29 protein-coding genes and 1 tRNA gene are annotated in these 19,700 nt (G+C 65.2%); 10 read left to right on the forward strand and 20 right to left on the reverse strand.

All coding sequences use genetic code 11. The features are described from left to right. Window positions 1-141 precede the first annotated feature (141 nt). From LD110_RS04115 to LD110_RS04130, 4 genes are all read right to left on the reverse strand, one after another. Entirely contained in the window at window positions 142-405 is a 264-nt protein-coding gene (locus LD110_RS04115) for a hypothetical protein (RefSeq protein ID WP_225496598.1), read from the reverse strand. A 36-nt stretch (window positions 406-441) separates the two neighbouring features. Then, window positions 442-822, reverse strand: coding sequence for a hypothetical protein (locus LD110_RS04120; protein ID WP_021473549.1), 381 nt, complete (start codon window positions 820-822; stop codon window positions 442-444). Window positions 823-827: 5 nt separating this feature from the next. After that, window positions 828-1,157, reverse strand: a complete 330-nt coding sequence (locus LD110_RS04125; RefSeq protein ID WP_225496599.1) for a hypothetical protein — start codon at window positions 1,155-1,157, stop codon at window positions 828-830. 67 nt (window positions 1,158-1,224) lie between these two features. Next, complete coding sequence (locus LD110_RS04130; RefSeq protein WP_225496600.1) at window positions 1,225-1,464, reverse strand: hypothetical protein; 240 nt, start codon at window positions 1,462-1,464, stop codon at window positions 1,225-1,227. A 254-nt stretch (window positions 1,465-1,718) separates the two neighbouring features. On the opposite strand from LD110_RS04130, the gene LD110_RS04135 reads away from it, so the two are divergent. Beyond that, the gene (locus LD110_RS04135; RefSeq protein WP_225496602.1) at window positions 1,719-1,940 is read left to right on the forward strand and encodes a hypothetical protein; all 222 of its coding nucleotides are present in this window, start codon (window positions 1,719-1,721) and stop codon (window positions 1,938-1,940) included. Between the two features lie 59 nt (window positions 1,941-1,999). Here the strand turns inward: LD110_RS04135 and LD110_RS04140 are convergent, their stop codons facing one another. The 12 genes from LD110_RS04140 to LD110_RS04195 form a co-directional block, all read right to left on the reverse strand. Continuing rightward, window positions 2,000-2,593, reverse strand: coding sequence for a hypothetical protein (locus LD110_RS04140; RefSeq protein WP_225496603.1), 594 nt, complete (start codon window positions 2,591-2,593; stop codon window positions 2,000-2,002). 141 nt (window positions 2,594-2,734) lie between these two features. Then, on the reverse strand, window positions 2,735-3,073 hold the full coding sequence (locus LD110_RS04145) for a hypothetical protein (protein WP_225496605.1): 339 nt from the start codon (window positions 3,071-3,073) through the stop codon (window positions 2,735-2,737). Between the two features lie 37 nt (window positions 3,074-3,110). Beyond that, window positions 3,111-3,758 carry a thermonuclease family protein gene (locus tag LD110_RS04150; RefSeq protein WP_225496607.1) on the reverse strand — a complete coding sequence of 216 codons (648 nt, stop codon included), beginning with the start codon at window positions 3,756-3,758 and terminating at the stop codon, window positions 3,111-3,113. Between the two features lie 165 nt (window positions 3,759-3,923). Beyond that, on the reverse strand, window positions 3,924-4,226 hold the full coding sequence (locus LD110_RS04155) for a hypothetical protein (protein WP_056387614.1): 303 nt from the start codon (window positions 4,224-4,226) through the stop codon (window positions 3,924-3,926). Between the two features lie 17 nt (window positions 4,227-4,243). Beyond that, window positions 4,244-4,552 (reverse strand): hypothetical protein, encoded by a 309-nt coding sequence (locus LD110_RS04160; RefSeq protein WP_071416397.1) that lies wholly within the window; start codon window positions 4,550-4,552, stop codon window positions 4,244-4,246. A gap of 62 nt (window positions 4,553-4,614) precedes the next feature. Then, window positions 4,615-4,760, reverse strand: a tRNA-OTHER gene (locus LD110_RS04165). Window positions 4,761-4,826: 66 nt separating this feature from the next. Further along, a complete protein-coding gene (locus LD110_RS04170) occupies window positions 4,827-5,240 on the reverse strand; it encodes a hypothetical protein (protein WP_225496609.1) in 414 nt (137 codons plus the stop codon). 27 nt (window positions 5,241-5,267) lie between these two features. Next, window positions 5,268-5,405: a hypothetical protein gene (locus LD110_RS04175; protein ID WP_156783993.1), complete on the reverse strand. Its 138-nt coding sequence runs from the start codon at window positions 5,403-5,405 to the stop codon at window positions 5,268-5,270. A 219-nt stretch (window positions 5,406-5,624) separates the two neighbouring features. Next, window positions 5,625-5,855 (reverse strand): hypothetical protein, encoded by a 231-nt coding sequence (locus LD110_RS04180; protein WP_225496611.1) that lies wholly within the window; start codon window positions 5,853-5,855, stop codon window positions 5,625-5,627. After that, window positions 5,852-6,115 carry a hypothetical protein gene (locus LD110_RS04185; protein WP_166187740.1) on the reverse strand — a complete coding sequence of 88 codons (264 nt, stop codon included), beginning with the start codon at window positions 6,113-6,115 and terminating at the stop codon, window positions 5,852-5,854. Before LD110_RS04185 ends, LD110_RS04180 begins: the two co-directional genes overlap by 4 nt. 175 nt (window positions 6,116-6,290) lie before the next feature. Next, entirely contained in the window at window positions 6,291-6,782 is a 492-nt protein-coding gene (locus tag LD110_RS04190; protein WP_225496612.1) for a single-stranded DNA-binding protein, read from the reverse strand. Window positions 6,783-7,084: 302 nt separating this feature from the next. Next, the gene (locus LD110_RS04195) at window positions 7,085-7,825 is read right to left on the reverse strand and encodes a homing endonuclease associated repeat-containing protein (protein WP_225496613.1); all 741 of its coding nucleotides are present in this window, start codon (window positions 7,823-7,825) and stop codon (window positions 7,085-7,087) included. 325 nt (window positions 7,826-8,150) lie between these two features. Between LD110_RS04195 and LD110_RS04200 the strand changes: the two genes are divergently transcribed. After that, on the forward strand, window positions 8,151-8,984 hold the full coding sequence (locus tag LD110_RS04200; protein WP_225496614.1) for a hypothetical protein: 834 nt from the start codon (window positions 8,151-8,153) through the stop codon (window positions 8,982-8,984). Window positions 8,985-9,061: 77 nt separating this feature from the next. Here LD110_RS04200 and LD110_RS04205 read toward each other — a convergent pair whose 3' ends face one another. After that, window positions 9,062-9,499, reverse strand: coding sequence for a hypothetical protein (locus LD110_RS04205; RefSeq protein ID WP_056388145.1), 438 nt, complete (start codon window positions 9,497-9,499; stop codon window positions 9,062-9,064). A gap of 106 nt (window positions 9,500-9,605) precedes the next feature. Continuing rightward, window positions 9,606-10,106 (reverse strand): hypothetical protein, encoded by a 501-nt coding sequence (locus tag LD110_RS04210; RefSeq protein ID WP_225496615.1) that lies wholly within the window; start codon window positions 10,104-10,106, stop codon window positions 9,606-9,608. A gap of 439 nt (window positions 10,107-10,545) precedes the next feature. Here LD110_RS04210 and LD110_RS04215 point away from each other — a divergent pair, with 439 nt between their 5' ends. The 3 genes from LD110_RS04215 to LD110_RS04225 are packed head-to-tail and all read left to right on the forward strand — an operon-like array spanning window position 10,546 to window position 12,176. Beyond that, the gene (locus LD110_RS04215; protein WP_225496616.1) at window positions 10,546-11,787 is read left to right on the forward strand and encodes a hypothetical protein; all 1,242 of its coding nucleotides are present in this window, start codon (window positions 10,546-10,548) and stop codon (window positions 11,785-11,787) included. Next, window positions 11,784-11,930, forward strand: a complete 147-nt coding sequence (locus LD110_RS04220) for a hypothetical protein (protein WP_225496617.1) — start codon at window positions 11,784-11,786, stop codon at window positions 11,928-11,930. The genes LD110_RS04215 and LD110_RS04220 overlap by 4 nt, the downstream gene beginning before the upstream one ends. A gap of 15 nt (window positions 11,931-11,945) precedes the next feature. Further along, window positions 11,946-12,176, forward strand: coding sequence for a hypothetical protein (locus LD110_RS04225; protein WP_225496618.1), 231 nt, complete (start codon window positions 11,946-11,948; stop codon window positions 12,174-12,176). Between the two features lie 80 nt (window positions 12,177-12,256). Here the strand turns inward: LD110_RS04225 and LD110_RS04230 are convergent, their stop codons facing one another. Further along, window positions 12,257-12,412: a hypothetical protein gene (locus LD110_RS04230; RefSeq protein WP_225496619.1), complete on the reverse strand. Its 156-nt coding sequence runs from the start codon at window positions 12,410-12,412 to the stop codon at window positions 12,257-12,259. Between the two features lie 258 nt (window positions 12,413-12,670). On the opposite strand from LD110_RS04230, the gene LD110_RS04235 reads away from it, so the two are divergent. The 4 genes from LD110_RS04235 to LD110_RS04250 all read left to right on the forward strand — a co-directional run bounded on the left by LD110_RS04235 (window position 12,671) and on the right by LD110_RS04250 (window position 16,310). After that, window positions 12,671-13,081, forward strand: a complete 411-nt coding sequence (locus LD110_RS04235) for a hypothetical protein (RefSeq protein WP_202979319.1) — start codon at window positions 12,671-12,673, stop codon at window positions 13,079-13,081. Next, complete coding sequence (locus tag LD110_RS04240) at window positions 13,078-14,115, forward strand: hypothetical protein (protein WP_225496620.1); 1,038 nt, start codon at window positions 13,078-13,080, stop codon at window positions 14,113-14,115. Before LD110_RS04235 ends, LD110_RS04240 begins: the two co-directional genes overlap by 4 nt. Beyond that, on the forward strand, window positions 14,112-14,774 hold the full coding sequence (locus LD110_RS04245; RefSeq protein WP_225496622.1) for a hypothetical protein: 663 nt from the start codon (window positions 14,112-14,114) through the stop codon (window positions 14,772-14,774). Before LD110_RS04240 ends, LD110_RS04245 begins: the two co-directional genes overlap by 4 nt. Before the next feature lie 108 nt (window positions 14,775-14,882). Then, window positions 14,883-16,310 (forward strand): hypothetical protein, encoded by a 1,428-nt coding sequence (locus LD110_RS04250; RefSeq protein ID WP_225496624.1) that lies wholly within the window; start codon window positions 14,883-14,885, stop codon window positions 16,308-16,310. Window positions 16,311-16,484: 174 nt separating this feature from the next. Here the strand turns inward: LD110_RS04250 and LD110_RS04255 are convergent, their stop codons facing one another. Further along, window positions 16,485-16,976 carry a hypothetical protein gene (locus tag LD110_RS04255; RefSeq protein ID WP_225496625.1) on the reverse strand — a complete coding sequence of 164 codons (492 nt, stop codon included), beginning with the start codon at window positions 16,974-16,976 and terminating at the stop codon, window positions 16,485-16,487. A 237-nt stretch (window positions 16,977-17,213) separates the two neighbouring features. Here LD110_RS04255 and LD110_RS04260 point away from each other — a divergent pair, with 237 nt between their 5' ends. After that, window positions 17,214-19,634, forward strand: coding sequence for a type IA DNA topoisomerase (locus LD110_RS04260; protein ID WP_225496627.1), 2,421 nt, complete (start codon window positions 17,214-17,216; stop codon window positions 19,632-19,634). The last annotated feature ends 66 nt before the right edge of the window (window positions 19,635-19,700 follow it).

Below are 19,700 nucleotides of genomic sequence, written 5' to 3' on the forward strand. Positions count from 1 at the left end.
TCGGGATGGTTCTCTTGCTGTTGCAAAACACCAGGCGCTGCCCCGCAGCGCGTGAACCCGCCTCAGAGACAGAGCGAGAGCCCCGGCCCCGCGCCGGAGCGCAGGAGCCGGGGCTCTGGTGGGATCAGGCAGGGCGACTGGTCATTGGTGCTGGCTGGGCTGGGTGCCGTTGTGACGGCGTAGCCGGGCAGCCCAGGTCTTCAGGCCCAGAAGTCCAGCAGCCCAGACAGCACCGGACAGGACCACGAGCACCGCGCTCGCCGTCCAGTGGCCGGTCCAGGCGCTGGCTGCGATCGCGGGCAGCAGGGCGAGGACGTTCAGCACGATCCCCGTGACGAGGAGCGCCCTGCCGACACTCCGGAGGATCCGCTCGCGGCGGCCGGTGGTCTGCATCGTGTCAGGCATGGTGGTTCACGCTCCTTCGTTGTGGGATGTGTTCTCTCAGAGCTCGATCCGCTTGCCGCGGGCGAGCTCGGCAGCGGGGATGCTCAGCCGGTAGCCGCCGACCGGGTAGCTGGGGTGGTCGCTGGCGACGACGGCGCAGTTCCACCAACCAGCGTGGCGCTTGCGGGGACGGGGTTCTTCCTCGCCCTCGGTGCGGGCCTCGCCGCGGTATTCGATGGGCACCACGACGACGCGGTGGCCTGAGCCCCGCTCGGTGGCGTGCCAGGGCAGCTCGATGAGCAGGTCCTGGGGCCACTGCTCGATGGTGACCGGCAGCTTGGACAGTTCGTGGTTGGCCGAGCCCTCGGGCGACTGCGCGAGGCGCTGGGCCTCCTGCTCGGCGGTCTCGACGAATCCGATCTTCTCGAGGAAGGACATGGTGATCAGTGCTCCTGGTTCATGGGTTGGGAAGTCGACGGGTCAGCTTCAACGCTGGACTCGCCGCGGACGAGATCAGCCAGCGCCTGGGCGTAGGCGTCTTTGGCCCGTTCGATTGCAGCCTGCTCGTAGAGTGAGTGGATCTTCTCGCCGGCGGCGATGCCGTCCTCGACCTCGTCCATTGCTATGACGGCGGCGGCGAGCTGGACCCGGGCCTGAGCCTCGGCACGCCGCAGCTCCGGGTAGAAGGCCTTGCTCGTGGCAAGTCGGTGGACGGCTGCAACGCGTTGAGCTTCAGCGTCGAGGTCGGGCTCGGAAGTGGTGGCAGTGGACACGGTGATCCCCTCCTGTTTGATGAAGTCGTTTGTTCGATGCCGGACCTGGATCAGCTCCGCTGGTTCCTCAGCCCTCTGCCAGACGGCGGGCGGCCGCCTGGAAGTCCGCGAAGGTGGTCTCGGCGCGTTCTGCCCGTGTGCCGTCAGCCGGGAACGCCGTGCCGCACCATCCGGTGAAGTAGCGCTGGCACAGTTCGCGGTCGGCCTGGCGGGCCTGCTCGTCGTAGACGGGCGCGCTGACGACCAGCACATCAGAGCCGAAGTCGAATGGCAGCGCGTCCTGCATGGGTGCGGCGATGGTGCTCATGGCGGTTCTCCTCGGAATCCTGTGGGGCACGGCGTTGCACTGCAGGCCGTCCTTCGTCGATGACTCCTCCGTGACAGCTCCGCTGTCACCACCACTGGCTGCACCTGAGAATCGAAGATGAAGAAGAACAACAAGAAGGTTCCAAAGTTCCTCGCCGGGGCAGCGCCGGCGATCCCGGCTCGACACATATCCCCCACACACATCCCCTGGGATAGGCTTTCGGCGAAGTTCAGAATTCAAAAGGGGAGGGACTCGTGGCGGGAAGCGCGGTCTATGGCAAGGGCTACCACGCAGGCAAGCAGGATGCCCGTACAGAGGACCTGATCGCCGCGGGGGTCTTGGCGGCTGCAGGTCTGGTCCTTGCAGGTGGCGTCAAGGTTTACCGGAAAGTCAAAGAGGCCCACGCAACCCGGCTGGAACAGCGGCTGAAGGACATCGACGACGGAGGTAACTCCGAAGATTCCGGCCAGCAGTAAACCACGGACAAAAAAGAGACCCCACCGCCGGAGCACGCGCTCTGACGGTGGGGTCTTCTTCAGGCGAACGTCCTGTCCGCAGCGAAGTGCTCGTGCACGGCCTCGCGGGCGGCGGGGTATTCGTCGTAGGGATCCGGGTAAGCGGCATCGAACCGGGCAGCGGTGGTGATGCCCTGGAATCGGAGCAATTCCAGGAGATCCGGCAGGTCCTGTGCACGACCGGAGAACTCTGCGGTGTCCGCGGCGATGATCTTGGCGCGGGTCAGCGTGGGGACACTGGCCAGCTGAAGCCTGATGCACTCGTACGCTGTGTCGTCGTCGATCCAGCGCGCCTGGTATATCGAGGCCACCAGCTCAGCGTCGTCGCCGTCCATCACGTTGTCGTTGTTGATCCAGTCGCGCTCCAGGTTCAGTTCGTCGGCCACCTCATGGATTGCCGCCATGACCTCTGGCGCGAAATCACCGGTGACGCTGTCGATGTCGACGGTGAATGCCCGGTCCGCAGCACGGATGCCGTACTTCATGAGCGCGAAGCCGCCGATCGCACGGATCTGCACCGGGGTGTTCAGCCCCAGGCGCTTCAGCTTTCCGTCGAGCGCCTCGAGCGCCCGCTCCAGCTGGGCCAGGCTGCACTTGTGGTCGTCGTTGCTCATCGTGCTGCTCCTTCTGGTCGGGAAGGAGCGGGTGTCTCCTTCGAGTCCAGATCCGGATCGGCTGTGCCGATCTGACGAGCCGCCAGGAAAGAGACGAGCCCGGCACCAAGGGCTCTCCCCCGTGCCGGGCTCTGTTCAGGCTCAGTGCATGCGTTCGATGCGCGTGGATCCGGACCCGTCCTGCAGGCCGGTGGCGCAGTCGTACCAGAAGCCGTTGGGCAGGCGGATCAGCGTGTGCGCCTCACGTCCCGGCCAGTTGCCGGCAGCTGCGATCACGGGTACCGCCCGGCGGTCCATCACGCTGCTCACCCCCAGCTCCTCCACGACCTGCGGGTCGCGGACGTACTTCGTGGTGGAGCCATTGCGGGGATCGCACGGGACCTGCTTCATCCAGGCGGGGTGGTCGAGGACCCTCTTGACGAGGACCTTGTCGCCGACCTGGAGTTCGTCCAGCTCAGAGGGTGCTGTAGGGATGGGCATGTGGGTCTCCTGGTTCGTAGTCTGTAAGTGCAGCAGCTCAGCCGCGGCCGATGGAGGAGCACTGTGAGTGCGCACCGGCGTGCAGGGCCACGGCGTTGTCAGCCGCCGTGCGGTAGTCGGGGATCCGCTGGGGCTCCGGCTCGCCCTTGGGGAACCAGGGCATGGCGTAGCCGTCGGTGACCTGCTGTCGCGCGGCGTCGTTGTGGGCCGGTGTGATGACGTAGGCGAGAGAACGGCCATAACGGTCAGTTCTGTCTGCCCCGGGGTCGAACTCGATGGTCACTGGCATGCCCTGCGGCAGGATGCCGCCAAGATGATCAGTGGCGGCTCTCGCGCCGCATTCGGGCTCGGCATCCTTGTGATAGTTCATTTCGGGCGCGTCGATGCCCAGGAGCCTGACTGTGTGCTCGGGGATCCCGATATGCTTGTCGGTCGCCTCGAGCAGGCCGGCCACCGGCAGCACGGCGACGGTGTCGCCGTCGATGACACGGATGACTTTGGTCTCCACGCTCGCCGGTTTGCCAGAGGACACCTGTCCCGGGTCCTGGGCTGCCGCAGTGCTGGTGGACGGCGTACCCGGGACGCCGGGGGCCTTCGGCAGGTCCTCGCAGCCGGTCAGCGTGACGATACAGAGCACGGCGGCGATGAGGCCGCCGAAGACAGATCCGGAGGGGGTGCGCTTCATGGTGGGGTTCCTTGCTGGAGGGTTCGTCGGGCGCTCTGGCCGGGGTGGCAGGCGTGCTTCTCCACGGGCACGCCCGAGCCAGCTGTGCTGGCTGTTCCGGAAAGAGAAAGACAGGACCCCCGGCCCTGAGCGATGCGCTCGGTGCCAGGGGTCCAGTGAAAGAGATCAGTTGCCTGCCGCGACGGATCCGGAGTCGATGGGTTCGACGATGAAGACGCCGTCGGGCTCGCCCGTGAGTTCAGCAGCGAGCCGGCTCAGTGACTGGGCGTGGTCGAGCCTGTTACCGGCCCAGACGCGCCGGCCAGCGTCGAAGTGCTCGGCGGCTTTCCTGGTCTCCTGTTCGGCACCGAGCGAGGCGATGTGTGCGAGCTTGCGGCGCACGTCCGGGCTGAGCTCGCGGATCAATGCGCTGCGTCCCTTGTGCGTCATGCCGAGCAGCATGCCGTTGCTGATGGGTCCGGTGTACATGGCGGTTTCCTTGCTGGTCAGGGTTGTTCCGGTCCGCGGGCGACGAGCACGAGGCGCGAGCCGCGGACGAGGTGGGCCTCACCGCCGACGGTGAGGATGTGGACAGTGCTGCCCACCGAGGGCCGCACTTGCTCGACGACGGCTGTGCCGCCATCAAGATCAGGGTTCAGGTCGCGCAGCGCGACCCGGTCGCCCCGGCGCAGCATCCGGGCGCTCTTGCCGCCGAGGATGCGGTGGCGCTCGGTCGAGCGCAACAGAGCCTCCTGAACCGCAGGACCGCCGTCTTTGACGATGTCGAGGAAGGCAGGGGTGATGGTGTCGGTCATGGCAGTGCCCTCCTGGCTGGTGCAGCTGATGGATCGCGCGGGCCTGTACGACCCTGGGTCTGTGGCGCTCACGGGGATCGAACCCGTGACCTCTCGTGCGTCGCCCTGCAACGGGCCTGTTGCCTGGGTCTGCCCGACCAGGGATTGATGCGGAATCGAACCGCGGGCAGTCAGAACGCCGAGTGCTCTGCCGCTGAGCTAGAGCGCCGTGGGCCGGTTCCGGGAAGGAGCCGGCGAGGGGTTGTGAGGAAAGGGACGAGGAGCCGTTCGCCACTCACTTCCAGGTCGGTGCCCGCAGGGAGTCCGGAGCCGTGCAGCCGTCGCACGGCCTGGCCGCTGGCGCGAGGTGGTGCTCGACGAGATGGGACAGGAACCGGACTCCGACCTCGACGTCCGTCGTGAACGACTCGTCATCGGCCGTGCCGACGATCTGCGCGGAGGCGACCGTCGAGTCGATGTCCAGGTCGATGACCAGCTGCAGGGCGAGGCCCGGCGCGGGGCCGATCAGCTCGACGAGCACCTGGTAGTCCGGCTCGCACGAGTGCGAGACCCAGCCGACGTGGCGCTCGAGCTCGTCGGCGTCGTCGGCGGCGTTCAGCTCCTGGCAGACCGCTGTGACGGCGGACAGGAAGCCGGTGAGGGTGTGGTCGTGGTTGCGGTGATGACGGTGCTGCACGGAGGTCGACATGGCCCCTCCTCGGTCGATGGGCGGTGATTAGCGGATCTCGGAGTAGCCGCACTCCGGGCAGGTGTGGGTGCAGGCGCAACCGCGCCGGCCGGCCCGTTCGCGGGCCGTGGCGGGGGCGTCGGACTCCATCGGCGCGCCATCGTTGGGGCAGCTGAGACCAGACATGGCGGACCTCCAGTGAAGTGTGGCAGGACGGGGACGTTGTCCTTCGTCGTCAGATCCGGATCGGCTGTGCCGATCCCCTCCACGCCCGGCCAGGAACGAAACCTGAACGAAAAGACAGCGCCCCGCCACGCCACTGCTGCCCGGAGGGCAGGGCAGGGCGCGCGGGGCGCTGGTAGGGCCGGAGCCACGGAGGGATCGAACCGCTCTGTACGGAAGCTCTCAGCGCCGGATCCCGACGGCGGCCTTGCACCGCTTGGTGAGGACCAGGAACTGGAAGAAGGCGACGGCAGCCGACTCACCGAGGAAGTAGTGCACTTCTTCGATCGTCATCCCACTGGGGTCGAAGTCGACGATCTGGGGATATGCCTCGGCGAGGATCCGCGCCGCCGCGGGAAGCCCGGCAGCCGGCTGGACCGCGGCGGCGGGCTCGAGCTGCTGGACCAGGCTCATTCCGGGTCCTCCAGGTCCATCCGCCCGGTGACGGTGCGGAAGCGCTCCACGGGGCGGGTACCACCGTGATCGGCGACGAAGACCTGGCTAGCGTGCAGGCGCAGCTTCTGGATGACGGCGCTGACGACGTCGTCGACCATGGCCTCGACATCTGGTCCGGGGTGGTCGGTGATCACCGAGCCGACGACGGCGGTGAGCCCTGCGTGCAGGGCCTTGTCGTGATCGGTGGCCTCGACGGTCGCGTCGGCGACGATCTGCATGGCGGAACTCCTTCTCTTGGCTGATGACGTTGGGGGCAGGGCAGGACGGCGGCCAGCGAAAGCAGATCCCCGTCCGAGCAGCGCGAGGCTCCTCGGACGGGGACTGTCGGCGTGTGTGACCCGCCTATTCGGTTGTTATTCAGTTGTGGGTTGTGCTGGGTGCGGGGCGCGCTTCTCAGGAGAAGGGCAGCTCCTCGCTGTGGACGGCGCTGGCGACGGCCGGCTGCGGTGCGGCAGCGGCTGCGACGGGAGCCGGAGCCGGCTGGGTCTGCAGGGCCTGGTTCTGCGCCTCGGCGGCAGCGACGCGCTCGTTCACGCGGGCCTGGGTCACCGAGCGGGGCTCGAGGAACGTGATGTCCTCGACGACTGCCTTGAGCTCGAAGACCTCGACGCCGTTCTTGGTGTAGCGGTCCTGGCGCAGCTTGAGGTTCACGGCCACGAGGTCACCCTTGTGGATGCTCGCGAACGGGCCGATGCCGTTGGTGGCCGCGCGCACGAAAGCCTCGACCGGCACAGCGTCAGCGCCGCGGTTGCCCTGGCTGTCGGTGTAGTTGTGGTCGGCCATCAGGGTGAACGCGACCTTCTTGGAGCCGTCCTGGTTGTTGAAGACGACCGGGTCCTTGGTCAGGCGGCCGATGACGGTGGCGGAGTTGCGGGGGTTCGACATGAGTGTTTCTCCTCGTTGTGCACGAAACGCGCGGGCAGTGTCCCTGCTCCGCGCGCGATGGTGAGTTGAAGTGTTCGGTTGTCTCTCAGACCCCCATCCGGATCAGCTGTGCTGATCAGACGATGATCTTTCGAATGAAGACTCGGATCAGCTGTGCTGATCGAGCGCTCCTCAGTGCTCCTTCCGGATCAACTGCGTTGATCCCAGATGCCCTTGCATCACGGGTCCCGCATCAGCTGCGCTGATCGAACCCGGTACGCCCGGCCCCAGGCCAGCCCGGTGCTGCCCCCAGATCCCAGAGTTCAGCCTCGATCTGATCGGCCGCGGCCACGTCTCCGCTCTCGCAGGCCCGCCGGTAGTCCTCCTCCAGATACGCGATCTGCCCGTCCCGGTTCGGGAACCGTCGCCGGAACAGCAACCAGCCCAGCCACGCGAGGCAGATCATGAAGGCAAGAGTGGCGATGAGGACTCCGGCGCTCTCGATCGGTGCCGCCGGTGCGCCAGGCCTCGTAGGCGAGCACGGCGATGGAGCCGGTCTTGATCCAGCACTCGCGCAGGGCGTCGAGGATCATCTCCTCGGTCCACTTCGTGGTCGCGCCCTGGAAGTGCAGCGGCTGCTCGGTGGTGTTCAGGCCCGCTCTCTCCAGGGCTGCATTCCAGGAGCCGAACCGGCGCTCCAGCAGCGGCGCGGATGGTTCGTCGTCGTGTCTGCGGCGGATGTAGTCGTTGCGCGGGAGGCTGTCCCGGTCCGCGGCGCATCGCAGGAGCGCGTCGACCATCTGCTGTTCGGTGTAGGTCCGGACAGGCCCTTGGAAGGCTCGGGCCGGCTCTGCGGGCTCGAATGCCGTGCAGGCGTAGCCGTTTCCGGCCAGCGCGTGGGAAATTGTGTGCTCCGAGATCCAGTGGTCGTCCGTGTGCGGATCGGGGTTCTCGCACTGCACTCCGCCGCTCTCGTGGTGCTGGCACGGCAGGTGCTCCTGCACCTGCGGGTCCGCGATCTGGCAGCGCGGCATCAGGTCCGTCGGCACAGTCGTCCGGGTCATGGGCAGTCCCTCTCTCGGGTCGGCGTCGTCCGGGTGCGGCATGCCGTCCCGACCCGGCCCACCCAGGGACCGGGTGACGCGCTCGGGACGCGTCGAGCACCCGTCCGGATCAACTCCGTTGATCCCTCCCAGCCCAGCTGCCCCCTGGCGATACCAGGCATCGCCAGGGCCTGGCGCAGACCTTCTGTCAGCCGTCTTTGGTGTCGCTCTTCGCGCATCAACCGATAGACCATTCGATTGGCCTATCGGATAAGATGTACTGGAAGACCAGTCGGATGCGGGCTCTGTGCCATCCGGCGCAGACATCGACCCGACAGGAGAGGCCATGGCGATGAAGACCCCGATGACGAGGAAGGCGGCATTGTCCGCCGCCGCACTGGCGGTGCTAGGCAGCCTGCTCGCCGGATGCTCCGCCGGCTCAGAGACGGCGCAGCCGTCGCCGAGCCCGAGCACCAGCGCGGCGAAGGTGACCAGCGAGGACCTCGGCAAGGCGCTGGACCGGCTCTTGTTCCAGGGCACCGGGGCCAAGAGCGCCGACGGCGGCGCGTGCCTGGTCCGCGCCGTCCAGGACAAGAAGCTCTCGGACGCCGCGCAGGCCTACATCGTGGGCAAGGGCAGCGACGACATCGCCGCGGTGGCAAATGGCCTGCGCGAGGTCAGCGCGATGGACGCCGCGATCATGCTCTCCCCCGAGCTGCGCGACAAGTTCGACGCTTGCGTCGACGCGGTGATCCCGCCGACCCCGGCCCCGGGTGCCACGACCAGCAAGGACGGCAAGGATCAGGTCTACGTGCCGCCGAAGCAGGGACAGGATCTCCCCGAGGCCCGGCAGCCGGATCTCACGCCAAAGTTCCCGGTGCCGCAGGGCACGAGCATCAACTCCTCGTCGCAGCTGACCGCGGGGCTCGTTTCGACGTTCTCCTCCTATGCGCTGAACGAGGATCAGAAGAAGACCTACGCAGCCTCGGGCGCTTGCCTGGCGGGCGTCGTCTTCCAGGCAGGGTTCTCGCAGGAGACGCTGCGCTTCCTCGCCGGCGGCGCACCAATAGGGGCCGGATCGATCTCGGACTTCCTGCCGAAGGACGAGGACAAGAAGATCTGGAAGTCGAAGGACTTCACCTCGGCACTCGTGGACTGCACTGCCAGCGCAAAGGTCTGAGGCTCATCCATCGCGGGTTTTCGTCATGTCGTTGACTGGCTTCTACCGATCACAGCACTTCGATGGCGACGTCGGCACTAGAGCCGTTTTGGCTGCGCATTGCCGAGGTGCGCGCGCACCACGGCAATGTCCCTCGTCGGGTCGCGCCGGATCCGCTTCGACTTGACGATGAACGCGGACTTCTCGATCACAACGAGCTTCAATCCATGTTCGGGGATAAGAAGGCGCTTGCGTTCGTCGTAGAGGCGACGTTGCTCGCCGCGACCGACACCAGAGACGGTCTGCCGTCGATCGAAGAACGGCGACGGCTTCGAATGCTGCTCCTCCTGGAACTCGACGACGAGCTTGAGATCGGACCAAAAGCCGTCCACGGGCAGCTTGGTGCCGAGGGGTCGCAAAGGGGACGGGTCGCCGCGGAGCCAATCGAACGTCGCTTGGCGGCAGCTGCTCATGCCGAGGACGCCATCGCACAGGTCAAGCACGTAGTGCTCATCGGACGCAGTGCGGTCGACCATGCCGTGATTCTTGCAGAGTTCAGCCGAGAGGCCCATGCTTCATAGGTTCAAGAACGACGTTTGGTCCGCTCTGAGAGCTTAGGATCTCGGAACCAGGCTGATTCGGTCAGTGCCGGCGGCGGCCTGATACGGCCCGGTGCCAGTATTCCGCTTCTGCACTTGTCAGAATCTCGTAGATCTCCTCGACCACGAACTTGCCCAAATAAGGGCGTTCCTCGGCGCTCAAAGTTCCCAGAGACACCAGTGCAGCCGACAACAGCACATCGTCCTCAATCGAAGGCTCAACCCATTCCCGCACGCCATCATCGGCGAGGTCCTCCCAGACATATGGCGAGGTTGCTATGGCCTCCCTGACCGCGGCGAGTCGCACCCTTACGTCTCCACTGCGGGACCGCGTGTAGAGACGGATCTGGTATTCATCCGAGGCCGGAGCCGCAAGAGGTGCCCCGCCGGCTAACGGATGATGAGCAGCAATGACCTGGTAGCGGGCCCGGGCAGGGTGTCGGTCATGGAGGTCCTGGCGTATTTCTCTGATGCGGTGCCCGGGGCGCAATGTTGCAATTCCAGGGATGCGGTTGTCCCGCCTATTCGCGTTGTGTGGTGCCATGACCTGTCCCGACAATCGGCCGACGGAGCTCCCCTCCTCCATGGTAGGCCTGGCTCGGACGGAGGTTGAAGGGCGATGGAACAAGGCGGCTGGGCATACCGGAACGAGCTTGATCGTCCCTGAGGTTTTCCACATACGCCAGGACTCCCCTACCGGCAGGCGGCAACCGATGCTGCACTGGAGGCATGCTCAGCTACGAAGACATCATTCTGCTCGGGGAGGAACGGGTCTTGGTCATCCAGGAACACGAAGAGGGCCGTTGCTGGTGCGGTCAGACCTGGCAATGACCACAGACATCCCGGTCGGGCAACGCGGAGCCAGGGTGTCCTGGTTTGCGAAAACACACATATGACTTCTCATTGACGTAACCACCGGGTAATGTCCAGCCCGGCATATCCCCAGCAAATGGACTATTGCCTGGCCGTCAAAAGGAGACCAAGTGCACCAGGACGAATACAAGACCCTCGTTGCTTTGCTTGCGGAGCGCAACAAATGGCGGGCTGCGTACTACAGGGCCTGCTTGCAGGACGTCGGTGACGATGATGAGGATCAGGCCAACAGCAAGGCCGAGGCCTACTACCGGATTCAGACCGCCGAACAGGACATTCAGTACCAGGCGGCGAAGATTCTGGGCGAGGACCAGAGAAGCAACCTGGACAGGTTGCTGGGATATGACTTTGAGCAAAGCACTCCATGGAACGTGGGCGAATGGGCAGCCGGGGACAACCCCGTAGAGGGCGGCCGTGTTCCCGTACTGCCGTATTTGCTGGCCGGCGACTTCGTGGATGCGTGCGGAACCGTTGTTGTGCGCTCGATCAGTGGGTTCCACTCCGGAGACGTGCTGATGCGCAGCGGCTTCCATCCCCAGGCCTTCAGGTACCGCCATCCGGGCAAGTACCTTGTGCCGCACATGCTCTGGCAGCTTGGTACGGGCGAGTGGATCGGCATCGACGGCGTGAGCGTGGGCTATGGCGGCCATGGCCCAGGCTATGCGGAAAAGGCACTCCGCAGTGCCGGTCTGTCGGAGCCCGTGGCAGCCCGCATCGTTGGCTCCCGCTTCTGCGACGTCAGCGCCTTGGACACGGCCAACCCTGCATGGGACACCAGCGCCCGGTGGCCGGTGGAGCCCCGGCAGATGCCCGAGCTCAGGGAAGACGGCACTCTCGTCGTTCACACAGGTGAACGCCTTGACAGCCTGTCCACCTCCCACGGCCTCCGGCTGAAGGACAATGCCCCCGACCCGGACGAAAGCGGCTTCTACCCGTCGACCCACGAGGTGGACAGCGTGACCGCATGGTTCAACTTCCTCGATCAGTCCCCCGAGGCGTTGCCCTCATGGGCCCGGGGCGAGCGGACCATCTCCTTCTTGTTGGATGACCATTCGGCCGGAGAGAACGGCTACGTCAAGGGTGGGAGAAGGAACGGCTCCGGAGTCCAGTCGTTCCCTTCCGTCGTGGTAGTGCAGGGAGCTGTCCAGGTATGGGGGCATTACTATCACCGGGATCAGCTTCGGCCGCTGGATCCCCAGGTCCGGGAAATCGCCGCATCCGCCGGCTACACCGGCGAGGTCCCTTTTGTCGAAGGGGAGCCGTACACCTTTTTGGAAAAGGTCGGGAGGTTCATCAACCCTGAGCGGAAGTACACCGGCGTCCGGACGGCGCTGGTCAAGGAAGCTGAGTGAACGGCCTCCTGGCCGCCTGGAAGGATCTCCGTTTCACGTACCTGACGTCGAGCCTTCTGCTGGCTCTGCCGTTTGCGCCGGCTGCCCTGGCCCAGGGGTTCCAGGCCGGACGGCAGACCGGAGCCGGTGTCCTTGCGGAATAGGTTCTGGGTGCGGTCGTGACGGTCCTGCATATAGGGCTGTTCCCCTTGGCGCGGGAACTCTACTTCAGGGCCACGGCCCCGATAGCGCGCGGATTGAGCGGGTTCATCCTCGCGGGGCCGCTCCTCATTGCTCACATGATCGGAAAAGTCCTCGTCTATATCGTCCTGAACATACTGAGCATTCCTCTCGGCCTGCTCGGCCTCATCATTCTTGGTCTGAAGGCCCGAAGGCCTGGCAGCACCTGAACCTTGCAAGGTTGACTGCCTGACAGCGAAGAACCCCACCCGGCTCTAGCCGGGTGGGGTTCTTTTTTGTTTTGAGGCCGCTACGCTTCAGACCTCTCGGTGCGGATGACGATCGCGCGGGATTCTTCCGGGATTTTCTCCTTGGCCGCGGCCAGGGCCGTGTCATAGTCGGGACCCGTGGCAGTGACATAGGTCAGTCCGCCCTGGGCATCTTCAACGGTCAGCGTAATTTCCACAGGTTCGAGCATAATGCCGGCGTGGTTTCCATCGCGCCCAGGTCGAACATTTGTGGGGCGGCCCCGGCATCGGGGCCGAATGACCCGGGGCCGCCCACTTTAGGGGGACACGCGATCAGGCGCTGACCGGGTGACGCAGATGACTCTACCTCTCCGCAAAGGTCTGTCACAAGTCATTACCCAATCATTCGTGACAGGCATTGGAATGACGTTAGAATGGACTCATACATCAGTCGAATATGACAGGAGAGGCCAGACATGACCGTCGTCGACGAGCCGAAGGCTGCGCCTCCCGCTGCGCGGGTTGCGACCAGGTCCGGTGGACCGAGCACCGACCAGAACGGCAGCGACCGCAGGGAGCGGGTCTTTACCCGCCTGTCCTCGGACGAGAAGCAGCGGGCGGAGTACTGGGCGCAGCGGCGCGGCTACCCTTCCGCCAACGAGTACTACGCCGAGGCGATCGCCGAGAAGATCCGGCGCGAGAATCTCGACTTCGACATCCCTGATCTGCTCACCGCGCGCATCAACCAGGTCGTCGACGAGCTCAAGGCGCTTTCGACGAACAACGCCAACCTCGAGCGGGTCGTGACCATGGGCTTCGATTCCCTTCTCGGGCTGACCAGGGGCGACAACTATCTGTTGGACGAGGAGAACGGGGAGCTGACGTGAGCCAGGGTCTGAACGAGATCATGCCGTCCACCGACGAGCTGATGGACGTCGATACGTCCTTCCTCGATGCGTACCGGACCGGCGGGAGCGAGGGCCTGAAGCGGGCCCAGGAACGGGCACAGCCGGCGGAGCCGGAGCAGGACACGCCGGAGAAGGATGAGGCCTCGCAGCAGAGCGCCGAGAACCTTGACCGGGACACCGGTGCCGGACAGCGGGGAGGCTCAGGAGCAGGCAGCGCCACTCCCCCGGCCCAGAGCGACGCGGTCGCCGTCGACACAGCAGCGATGCCGCAGGTGCACGACGACGTTGACGCCGAAGCGCACCCCGTGGCCCTCCCGGTGTCGCCGCCGGAAGATGCCAACCTCATCCCGCCCGTCCCGCTCCAGCACACCGACCATCAGGAGGCCGTGCAGTCTGCGGCGGCCAGGGGCGGCTCCGGCGGAGGGGACGAAGGCAGCGAGTCGTTGCCACAGAGCGGCTTCCGGCTCGAGGGCGTGAAGAGCCAGCCTGCCGTCCGGGCCCTGCCCGAGGCCATCGTCGGTGCGCTGCGGGAGCAGCTGCGCTCAGCGGCCGTCCGTGAGCTCGGTGTCGGCGACACGGCAGCCCGCGAGTTCGCCGAGCGGTTGAGCCAGGCAAGCCTGGTCACGGCCTTTCTGCTGGCTCAGCTCGACCTTGGACTGGCGACCGATGCCGCCACCCGGCGCGCGGCGCAGCTGTTCCGCTCCCGTGATCCGCTGCTGGGCAGCATCGCGGCGCGCATGGAAGCCCTGGAGCGGAGGGGCCGTGAGCAGACCCAGGGCCTGGCCGCGCTGCACGGGCAGCTGGGTGAGGTAAAGGAGACCAGCGCGGCGATCGAGCAGGCACTCGCGTACTCGATCGCGGACCGCACGAGCAACTTCCTGCGCGGCTCGCACGATGTCCACGACGCTCCGATCACGCACAAAGACGCGGTCTTCGTCCGGGACCGGGTGCGGGAGGCGACGAAGAAGCAGGCGAAGCTCGAGCGCGAGCGGGAAGGGCGGCCGATCCGGTGAGCACCGCCACGCACAGGAGTACAGCGACCGACGCCGAGCGGTTCTGGGAGAAGGTAGACAAGGAGGCGGGCAGGCTCGACGGCACAGGCTGCTGGGTCTGGACCGCCTCGGGCCGCTTCGGCCTGTCGAACGGCCGGTCCTCGGTCACGCCGCGCCGATACGCCTGGGAGGCCCTGCAGCAGGAGCTCGGGCTCGGGTCCCTGACGCAGGACGAGATCCTGCGGATGGCCTGTGGTCGCAGTGCCTGCGTCAACCCCGGGCACATGCAGAAGGGGGCCAAGCCGCTGCGCCGGCCGGGCAGCCGTACCTGTGCCCGCGGGCACACGATGGACGCCGACAACGGCTACTGGGCCAAGGACGGCACCTGGGTGTGCCGTCCTTGCAAGCGCGACCACTCCCGCCGGTACCGTCAGGACCCGCAGTTCCGGGCAGACCAGGCTGCTGCCAGCGCCAGGTACATCGCCGCGGACCCGCAGCGGGCCGAGCGCAAGAAGCAGCGGCAGCGGCAGCGGTACCGCGATGACCCCGATTACCGCGCCCGGATCCGGGCGGCGGCGCGCGAGAGGCGCGCCAGGAAGAAGGCGGAGGAGGGCCGCGACGACCGGCCCGGCAACGTAGACACGAAGGAGACCGGGCGTCGGTCCCATGATTTGAAGTAAGTCTTTTCGGATTGGCATTGGTCCTGTAGTGCATCTTCGCGAATCCGTAAAAGCCGCTCGTGACGGGAGGATTTGTCGAATTGGTGAATTTTGCCCGACGATCAGGGCATGGAAACTGCTGTCGGGTCCGACCCAAACTTCAGCCGCGTCGCAGCAATTGCGCTCGACACAAACATCTTCGCCGAAGCACCCGGCATAGAAACGCTGAGATCTCTTTGTTCCCGCGCTGATAAGCACGGGCGAATTGAAATCTGGATAACGGACACTGTCATCTGGGAATGGGGCCAGCACTTGCACGCCCACTACGTCACGCTCCGAGCTGCGACAAGAAGGCTTCACAGTGCCGGGTTGTCGGTCGATGTCCCGGATGAAAAGACAGCCAAAGATATTGCGCTGGACCTCAGAGGGGTCATCACGTCCTTGGGGCCCAGCATCCATGTCCTCAGTACCGCCGATTTTGCCCACGAAGCTCTTCGTGACCAAATCCTGCTGGAAGGACCGGCCAAACGAAAGAGTGAGGTAAAGACCGGCGCAGCCGATAGTGCTCACCTCCGTGCTTACATCCATGAGGGACGAAGTCGGGAACTGGAGTATGTGGTTGTCTCGGCAGATAAGGACACCCGCACCGCCTACCAACAGTGGCTCGGGGCGGAAGGTCCCCATATCTTCAACGATCTTAGAAGGGCCACCGAAAAGATATTTGGTTCAGTTCCAAGTGATGCCGACGGGTTCAACCTGGCTCTGCGGCTCGCGTACCAAGGCGATGTTCTGTTGAGCGACGTCACAATCAGCGAAGGGCAGATGGGTGAATGGGCGGACCTGGCACCCGACGATTTTTCCTCCCTTTCGTTCGACGTCGATGCCGCCTCTGCCAAACTCGTCGGTCTCAACCAGACCAAGCAGGACGCCACCGCGCTGACGTTCAGGGCCTTCTATCTTGCAGAGGTGAGGATCGCGGGCCTTCTGGAATCTCCGTGGAGCCGTGGAAACACCAGGACGCAGGAAGCAACTCTCCCAAAGGCCCTTCTGCGAGCGGACATCTCCCTTCCCGCGGGCTCCACTTCAGCTGAGGACGCATTGGTGACGAACTGCTATCTCGATGCCGGCGGAAGTGGCTGGAGTGAGCAAAGCGACGCGCTGGATAGCGTCATGGATGCTCTGACTCTGGTCCCAGGGGTCACCGTTGAACTGGATGGCCTGGCCTCTTGGCCGGAACAGCGGAGGAACCAATCCTCCAATTTGGTGGTAGACGTTGCCGGGAATCCCTTGGATCTCACCATCTACGGCAGCTACTTCGGCAACTGGGAGTTGACGGCTTCGTATGGCGATTGGAAGGTCATGCTGAAATGCGATGCCCTTGGGGTTGGCTATACCGATTCGGAAGGCGACGGGATCCCCGAGTATTACGACATCACTGCATTCGGCAGTGAAGCATGGTCAGGGAACGCGGAGTTCGCAATCAATGAAATGCTGTTTGAGGCTCGACGCGCAGAGTTGGCAGGCAGTGCCAAATCTGTTGAAGATGAAGCGCCGTAACCCGTTTCCATAAACGCGAGACTCGATTTCGTCTTCTGCCGCTGTCTGAACTGAGCTCGGCAGCACGTCCGGGCTAACCAGCACACTTTGCAGCCCAACATATCAGCCCGTTGCCACCAGGCAACGGGCTCATTTTCATGCCAGGGTCCGCAAGGAGGCCCCGAAGCCCGGCCGCTAGGACCGGACGGTGAGCCGGCCTTCCTTCATGTCGTCGCGCAGCTGCGACAGCATGTACCAGTGCGCGCCCTTCGGCTTGAGTGAGATGTAGTGCTCGTGCTGCTTGCCGTCATGCTCCCAATCCAGGACCATCTCCGGACGGCGCAGCAGGCCCTGGTATTCGTCGACGTCGGCGCGGATCTCCACGCGCACACGTTCGTCCGCAGGCGGCACCAGCAGCACCGCGACGTCGCCCTCGTAGCTCAGTGAGACCTCCTGGGCGAGGAGCCGCCGTACGTCGGCCGTACAGATCTCTCCGCGGGCGACGTCGAAGACGTTCTTGCCGTGCGTGGCGCTCTCCCAGGCGTCGATACACTCGATCAGCATCGAGCACCCCTGGGCGATACGGATGACGTCCGCCTCGTCCGGCGGCCAGCTGCCCTCCTGCATCTCGATGAGCATGCTGCTGAAGTCCTGTGGTGTGCGCAGGAAAGCGTGGTCGAGGGCCATGGGATTCGTGCTCCTGGGTCGGGCGTGAGCGGGTGGCGACTCTATAGACGTTACCTCGATCCGGGGTCGCCGTGAATGATCCAGGCCCTCTCTGACCGGCGTGCCGGCGCGGGTCTCGCCGCTCCCACTCGACTCGCTATGCGACTCGCTCAGACTCGCCATTCGACTCGTTCTGTCGATAGACTTGTGACTGATTTATGAGTCGACTGGTTTATGAGTCATCGACGAAAGGGAGTCATGATGGTTGTCGGGATCCTCACCGAGAAGCCGAGCGCGGCGCGGCACTTCGCTGCAGCCCTCGGCGGCATGAACGGCACGTACAACGGGGAGCAGTTCGTCATCGCCCACGCCCGGGGGCACCTCTACGAGTTCGTCGATCCGCACCGGATGGTGGCGGATCCGGACGTGGCAGGGAAGTACCGGACCTGGGACCTGGGCAACCTGCCCTGGGACCCTCAGCAGCTGGACTGGAGCCTGGAGGTGATCAAGAACGCGAGCTCTGTCGCCCAGGACGTGAAGCGGACCCTGGGCAAGTGCGACGAGATCGTGATCGCCACCGACGTCGACCCCACGGGCGAGGGCGGCATGATCGCGGTCAATGCCTTCCTCGAGTTGGGGCTGAAGCCGGGCAAGTGGTCGCGCATGTACTTCACTGATGAGGCTCCGGCCTCGCTGCAGAAGGCCTTCGCCGCGCGCAAGGTCATTCCGTCGCTCCTGGACTTCGACGAGTACCGCAAGGCGCGCTACCGCTCACAGTTCGACCTGCTCTCGATGCAGTTCACCCGCATCGCCACGAACATGGCCCGCCAGTCCGGGCAGGACACGGTGCTGCGCCAGGGCCGGCTGAAGTCGGCGATGGTCAAGCTCGTCGGCGACCAGCTGAAGGCGTACAACGACTACGTCAAGAAGCCGTTCTTCCAGAACCGGTTCCGTGACGAGAACGACGTGATGTACACGAACCCGGAGGAGCCGCGGTTCGACCAGAAGGACCAGGTGCCGAACCAGTACGGCCCCTCCCCCGTCGTGCTCGACGGCAAGGCGACGAAACAGACCCCGCCACCGAAGCTGCTGGACCTGGCAGCACTCTCGTCCATCCTGGTCGGCAAGGGAATCAAGGCCCAGCTGGTGCTCTCGACCTATCAGTCCATGTACGAGGCCCAGGTCGTGAGCTACCCGCGCACCGAGGACAAGACGATCACGCCTGAGCAGTTCAACGAGCTTGCGCCTCTGGTGGACAAGATTGCCGGGGTCGTGGGTGTGGACGTGAAGCTCCTGACGCACCGCCAGCCGCGCAAGACGCACGTCAAGCCCCAGGGCGCGCACGGTGCGAACCGGCCGGGCCCGAAGGTGCCCGCTTCACTGGACGAAGTCGAGCAGCGCTTCGGCAAGGCCGGCCGCCTGATCTACGAGACGCTGGGCAAGAACTACCTGGCGATGATCGCCGAGGACTACATCTATGAGCAGCAGAAGGGCCACGTCAAGGACTACCCGGACTTCGTGGGCATCGCCAACGTCCCGCTGTCGGCGGGCTGGAAGGCGGTGTTCGATCCGGACGCCGGCGACGACAGCGCAGAGGGCGACGAGAACGAATCGGCCAAGGGCCTGGGCACCAACGCTGAGCCCTTCGTCTTCGAGGGTGCGAACAAGCGCCCCGAGCACCCGAGCATGAAGTGGCTGATGAAGCAGCTGGAGAAGCGCGACGTGGGTACGGGTGCCACACGGACTTCGACGTACTCCGAGGTGACCTCGACGAAGACGAAGTACCCGCTGCTGTTGGAGAAGGGCCGCAAGCTCACCCTCGCCGAGGCCGGGGACATGAGCTGGCGGCTCCTGCCGGGGACCCGGATCGGCGATCTGGCGCTGACCGAGAAGGTCTATGCCGATATGAAGGAGATTGCCGCGGGCACCGGCCCGAGCGCAGAGGAGCGCCTCGCGGTCGTGGCCGACTGGGTGCGCGAGGACATCGTGACCATGCAGAAGAACGCCGCGACGATGCGCTCCGCACTGGGGCTCAAGGAGGAGGCCGTCACCCGGAAGGAGCGGGCGCAGGGCCCCTGGGCCAAGACGGGCAAGGATGTGGTGTTCGCGCGTGAGTGGGGCGGCCACCGCTTCACCGACGACGAGGTCGCCCGGCTGCTGGCCGGGGAGACGATCGAGTTTTCGGCGAAGAGCACCACGGGCAAGGCCTACGAGGTCTTCGGCGAGCTTGACGAGGGCACCTTCAAGGGCCGGAAGTTCGTCGGGTTCAAGAAGCTCGGCTTCGGCCGCCGCGACGCCAGCGGCAACGCGCTGCCGCCGGCGTCCTGGTGCCACTACACCTTTACGCCCGAGGAGATCGACCGCCTCATGGCTGGCGAGGGCGTCGAGTCCAGCGACTTCGTCTCAAAGAAGGGCAACCGCTTCCAGTGCAAGGTCTTCTTCCGCGAGGAGAAGAAGGGTGAGGGTAAGAAGATCGCGCCTGACTTCGAGGCCTCCTTGGACTCCCCGCCGAAGAGTTGGTGCGGGGTTGCCTTCACCGACGATCAGCTCGCGGCACTGGCCGCGGGCAAGACGATCAAGGGTACGGGCTTCACCTCGAGCAAGGGAAAGAAGTTCGACGCGACCTTGGCCTGGAAGGACGAGGACGGCAAGAGGAAGCTCGTCCCCTCCTTCGGCTGAGGTTGCGCAGACTCGTTCCTGAATGATTATTCGGAGGTCAGTCCGATAGACTGCCCGTCCACGTAC

Origin of the sequence: Arthrobacter sp. M4 (assembly GCF_020251205.1) — a bacterium.
Taxonomy (GTDB): domain Bacteria; phylum Actinomycetota; class Actinomycetes; order Actinomycetales; family Micrococcaceae; genus Arthrobacter.

Bases quoted from the DNA above. Each gene is read 5' to 3' on its own strand.
- LD110_RS04115 (WP_225496598.1), bottom strand. From the start codon at position 405: ATGCCTGACACGATGCAGACCACCGGCCGCCGCGAGCGGATCCTCCGG.
- LD110_RS04120 (WP_021473549.1), bottom strand. From the start codon at position 822: ATGTCCTTCCTCGAGAAGATCGGATTCGTCGAGACCGCCGAGCAGGAG.
- LD110_RS04130 (WP_225496600.1), bottom strand. From the start codon at position 1,464: ATGAGCACCATCGCCGCACCCATGCAGGACGCGCTGCCATTCGACTTC.
- LD110_RS04140 (WP_225496603.1), bottom strand. From the start codon at position 2,593: ATGAGCAACGACGACCACAAGTGCAGCCTGGCCCAGCTGGAGCGGGCG.
- LD110_RS04145 (WP_225496605.1), bottom strand. From the start codon at position 3,073: ATGCCCATCCCTACAGCACCCTCTGAGCTGGACGAACTCCAGGTCGGC.
- LD110_RS04150 (WP_225496607.1), bottom strand. From the start codon at position 3,758: ATGAAGCGCACCCCCTCCGGATCTGTCTTCGGCGGCCTCATCGCCGCC.
- LD110_RS04155 (WP_056387614.1), bottom strand. From the start codon at position 4,226: ATGTACACCGGACCCATCAGCAACGGCATGCTGCTCGGCATGACGCAC.
- LD110_RS04160 (WP_071416397.1), bottom strand. From the start codon at position 4,552: ATGACCGACACCATCACCCCTGCCTTCCTCGACATCGTCAAAGACGGC.
- LD110_RS04170 (WP_225496609.1), bottom strand. From the start codon at position 5,240: ATGTCGACCTCCGTGCAGCACCGTCATCACCGCAACCACGACCACACC.
- LD110_RS04175 (WP_156783993.1), bottom strand. From the start codon at position 5,405: ATGTCTGGTCTCAGCTGCCCCAACGATGGCGCGCCGATGGAGTCCGAC.
- LD110_RS04180 (WP_225496611.1), bottom strand. From the start codon at position 5,855: ATGAGCCTGGTCCAGCAGCTCGAGCCCGCCGCCGCGGTCCAGCCGGCT.
- LD110_RS04185 (WP_166187740.1), bottom strand. From the start codon at position 6,115: ATGCAGATCGTCGCCGACGCGACCGTCGAGGCCACCGATCACGACAAG.
- LD110_RS04190 (WP_225496612.1), bottom strand. From the start codon at position 6,782: ATGTCGAACCCCCGCAACTCCGCCACCGTCATCGGCCGCCTGACCAAG.
- LD110_RS04195 (WP_225496613.1), bottom strand. From the start codon at position 7,825: ATGACCCGGACGACTGTGCCGACGGACCTGATGCCGCGCTGCCAGATC.
- LD110_RS04200 (WP_225496614.1), top strand. From the start codon at position 8,151: ATGGCGATGAAGACCCCGATGACGAGGAAGGCGGCATTGTCCGCCGCC.
- LD110_RS04205 (WP_056388145.1), bottom strand. From the start codon at position 9,499: ATGGTCGACCGCACTGCGTCCGATGAGCACTACGTGCTTGACCTGTGC.
- LD110_RS04210 (WP_225496615.1), bottom strand. From the start codon at position 10,106: ATGGCACCACACAACGCGAATAGGCGGGACAACCGCATCCCTGGAATT.
- LD110_RS04235 (WP_202979319.1), top strand. From the start codon at position 12,671: ATGACCGTCGTCGACGAGCCGAAGGCTGCGCCTCCCGCTGCGCGGGTT.
- LD110_RS04250 (WP_225496624.1), top strand. From the start codon at position 14,883: ATGGAAACTGCTGTCGGGTCCGACCCAAACTTCAGCCGCGTCGCAGCA.
- LD110_RS04255 (WP_225496625.1), bottom strand. From the start codon at position 16,976: ATGGCCCTCGACCACGCTTTCCTGCGCACACCACAGGACTTCAGCAGC.
- LD110_RS04260 (WP_225496627.1), top strand. From the start codon at position 17,214: ATGATGGTTGTCGGGATCCTCACCGAGAAGCCGAGCGCGGCGCGGCAC.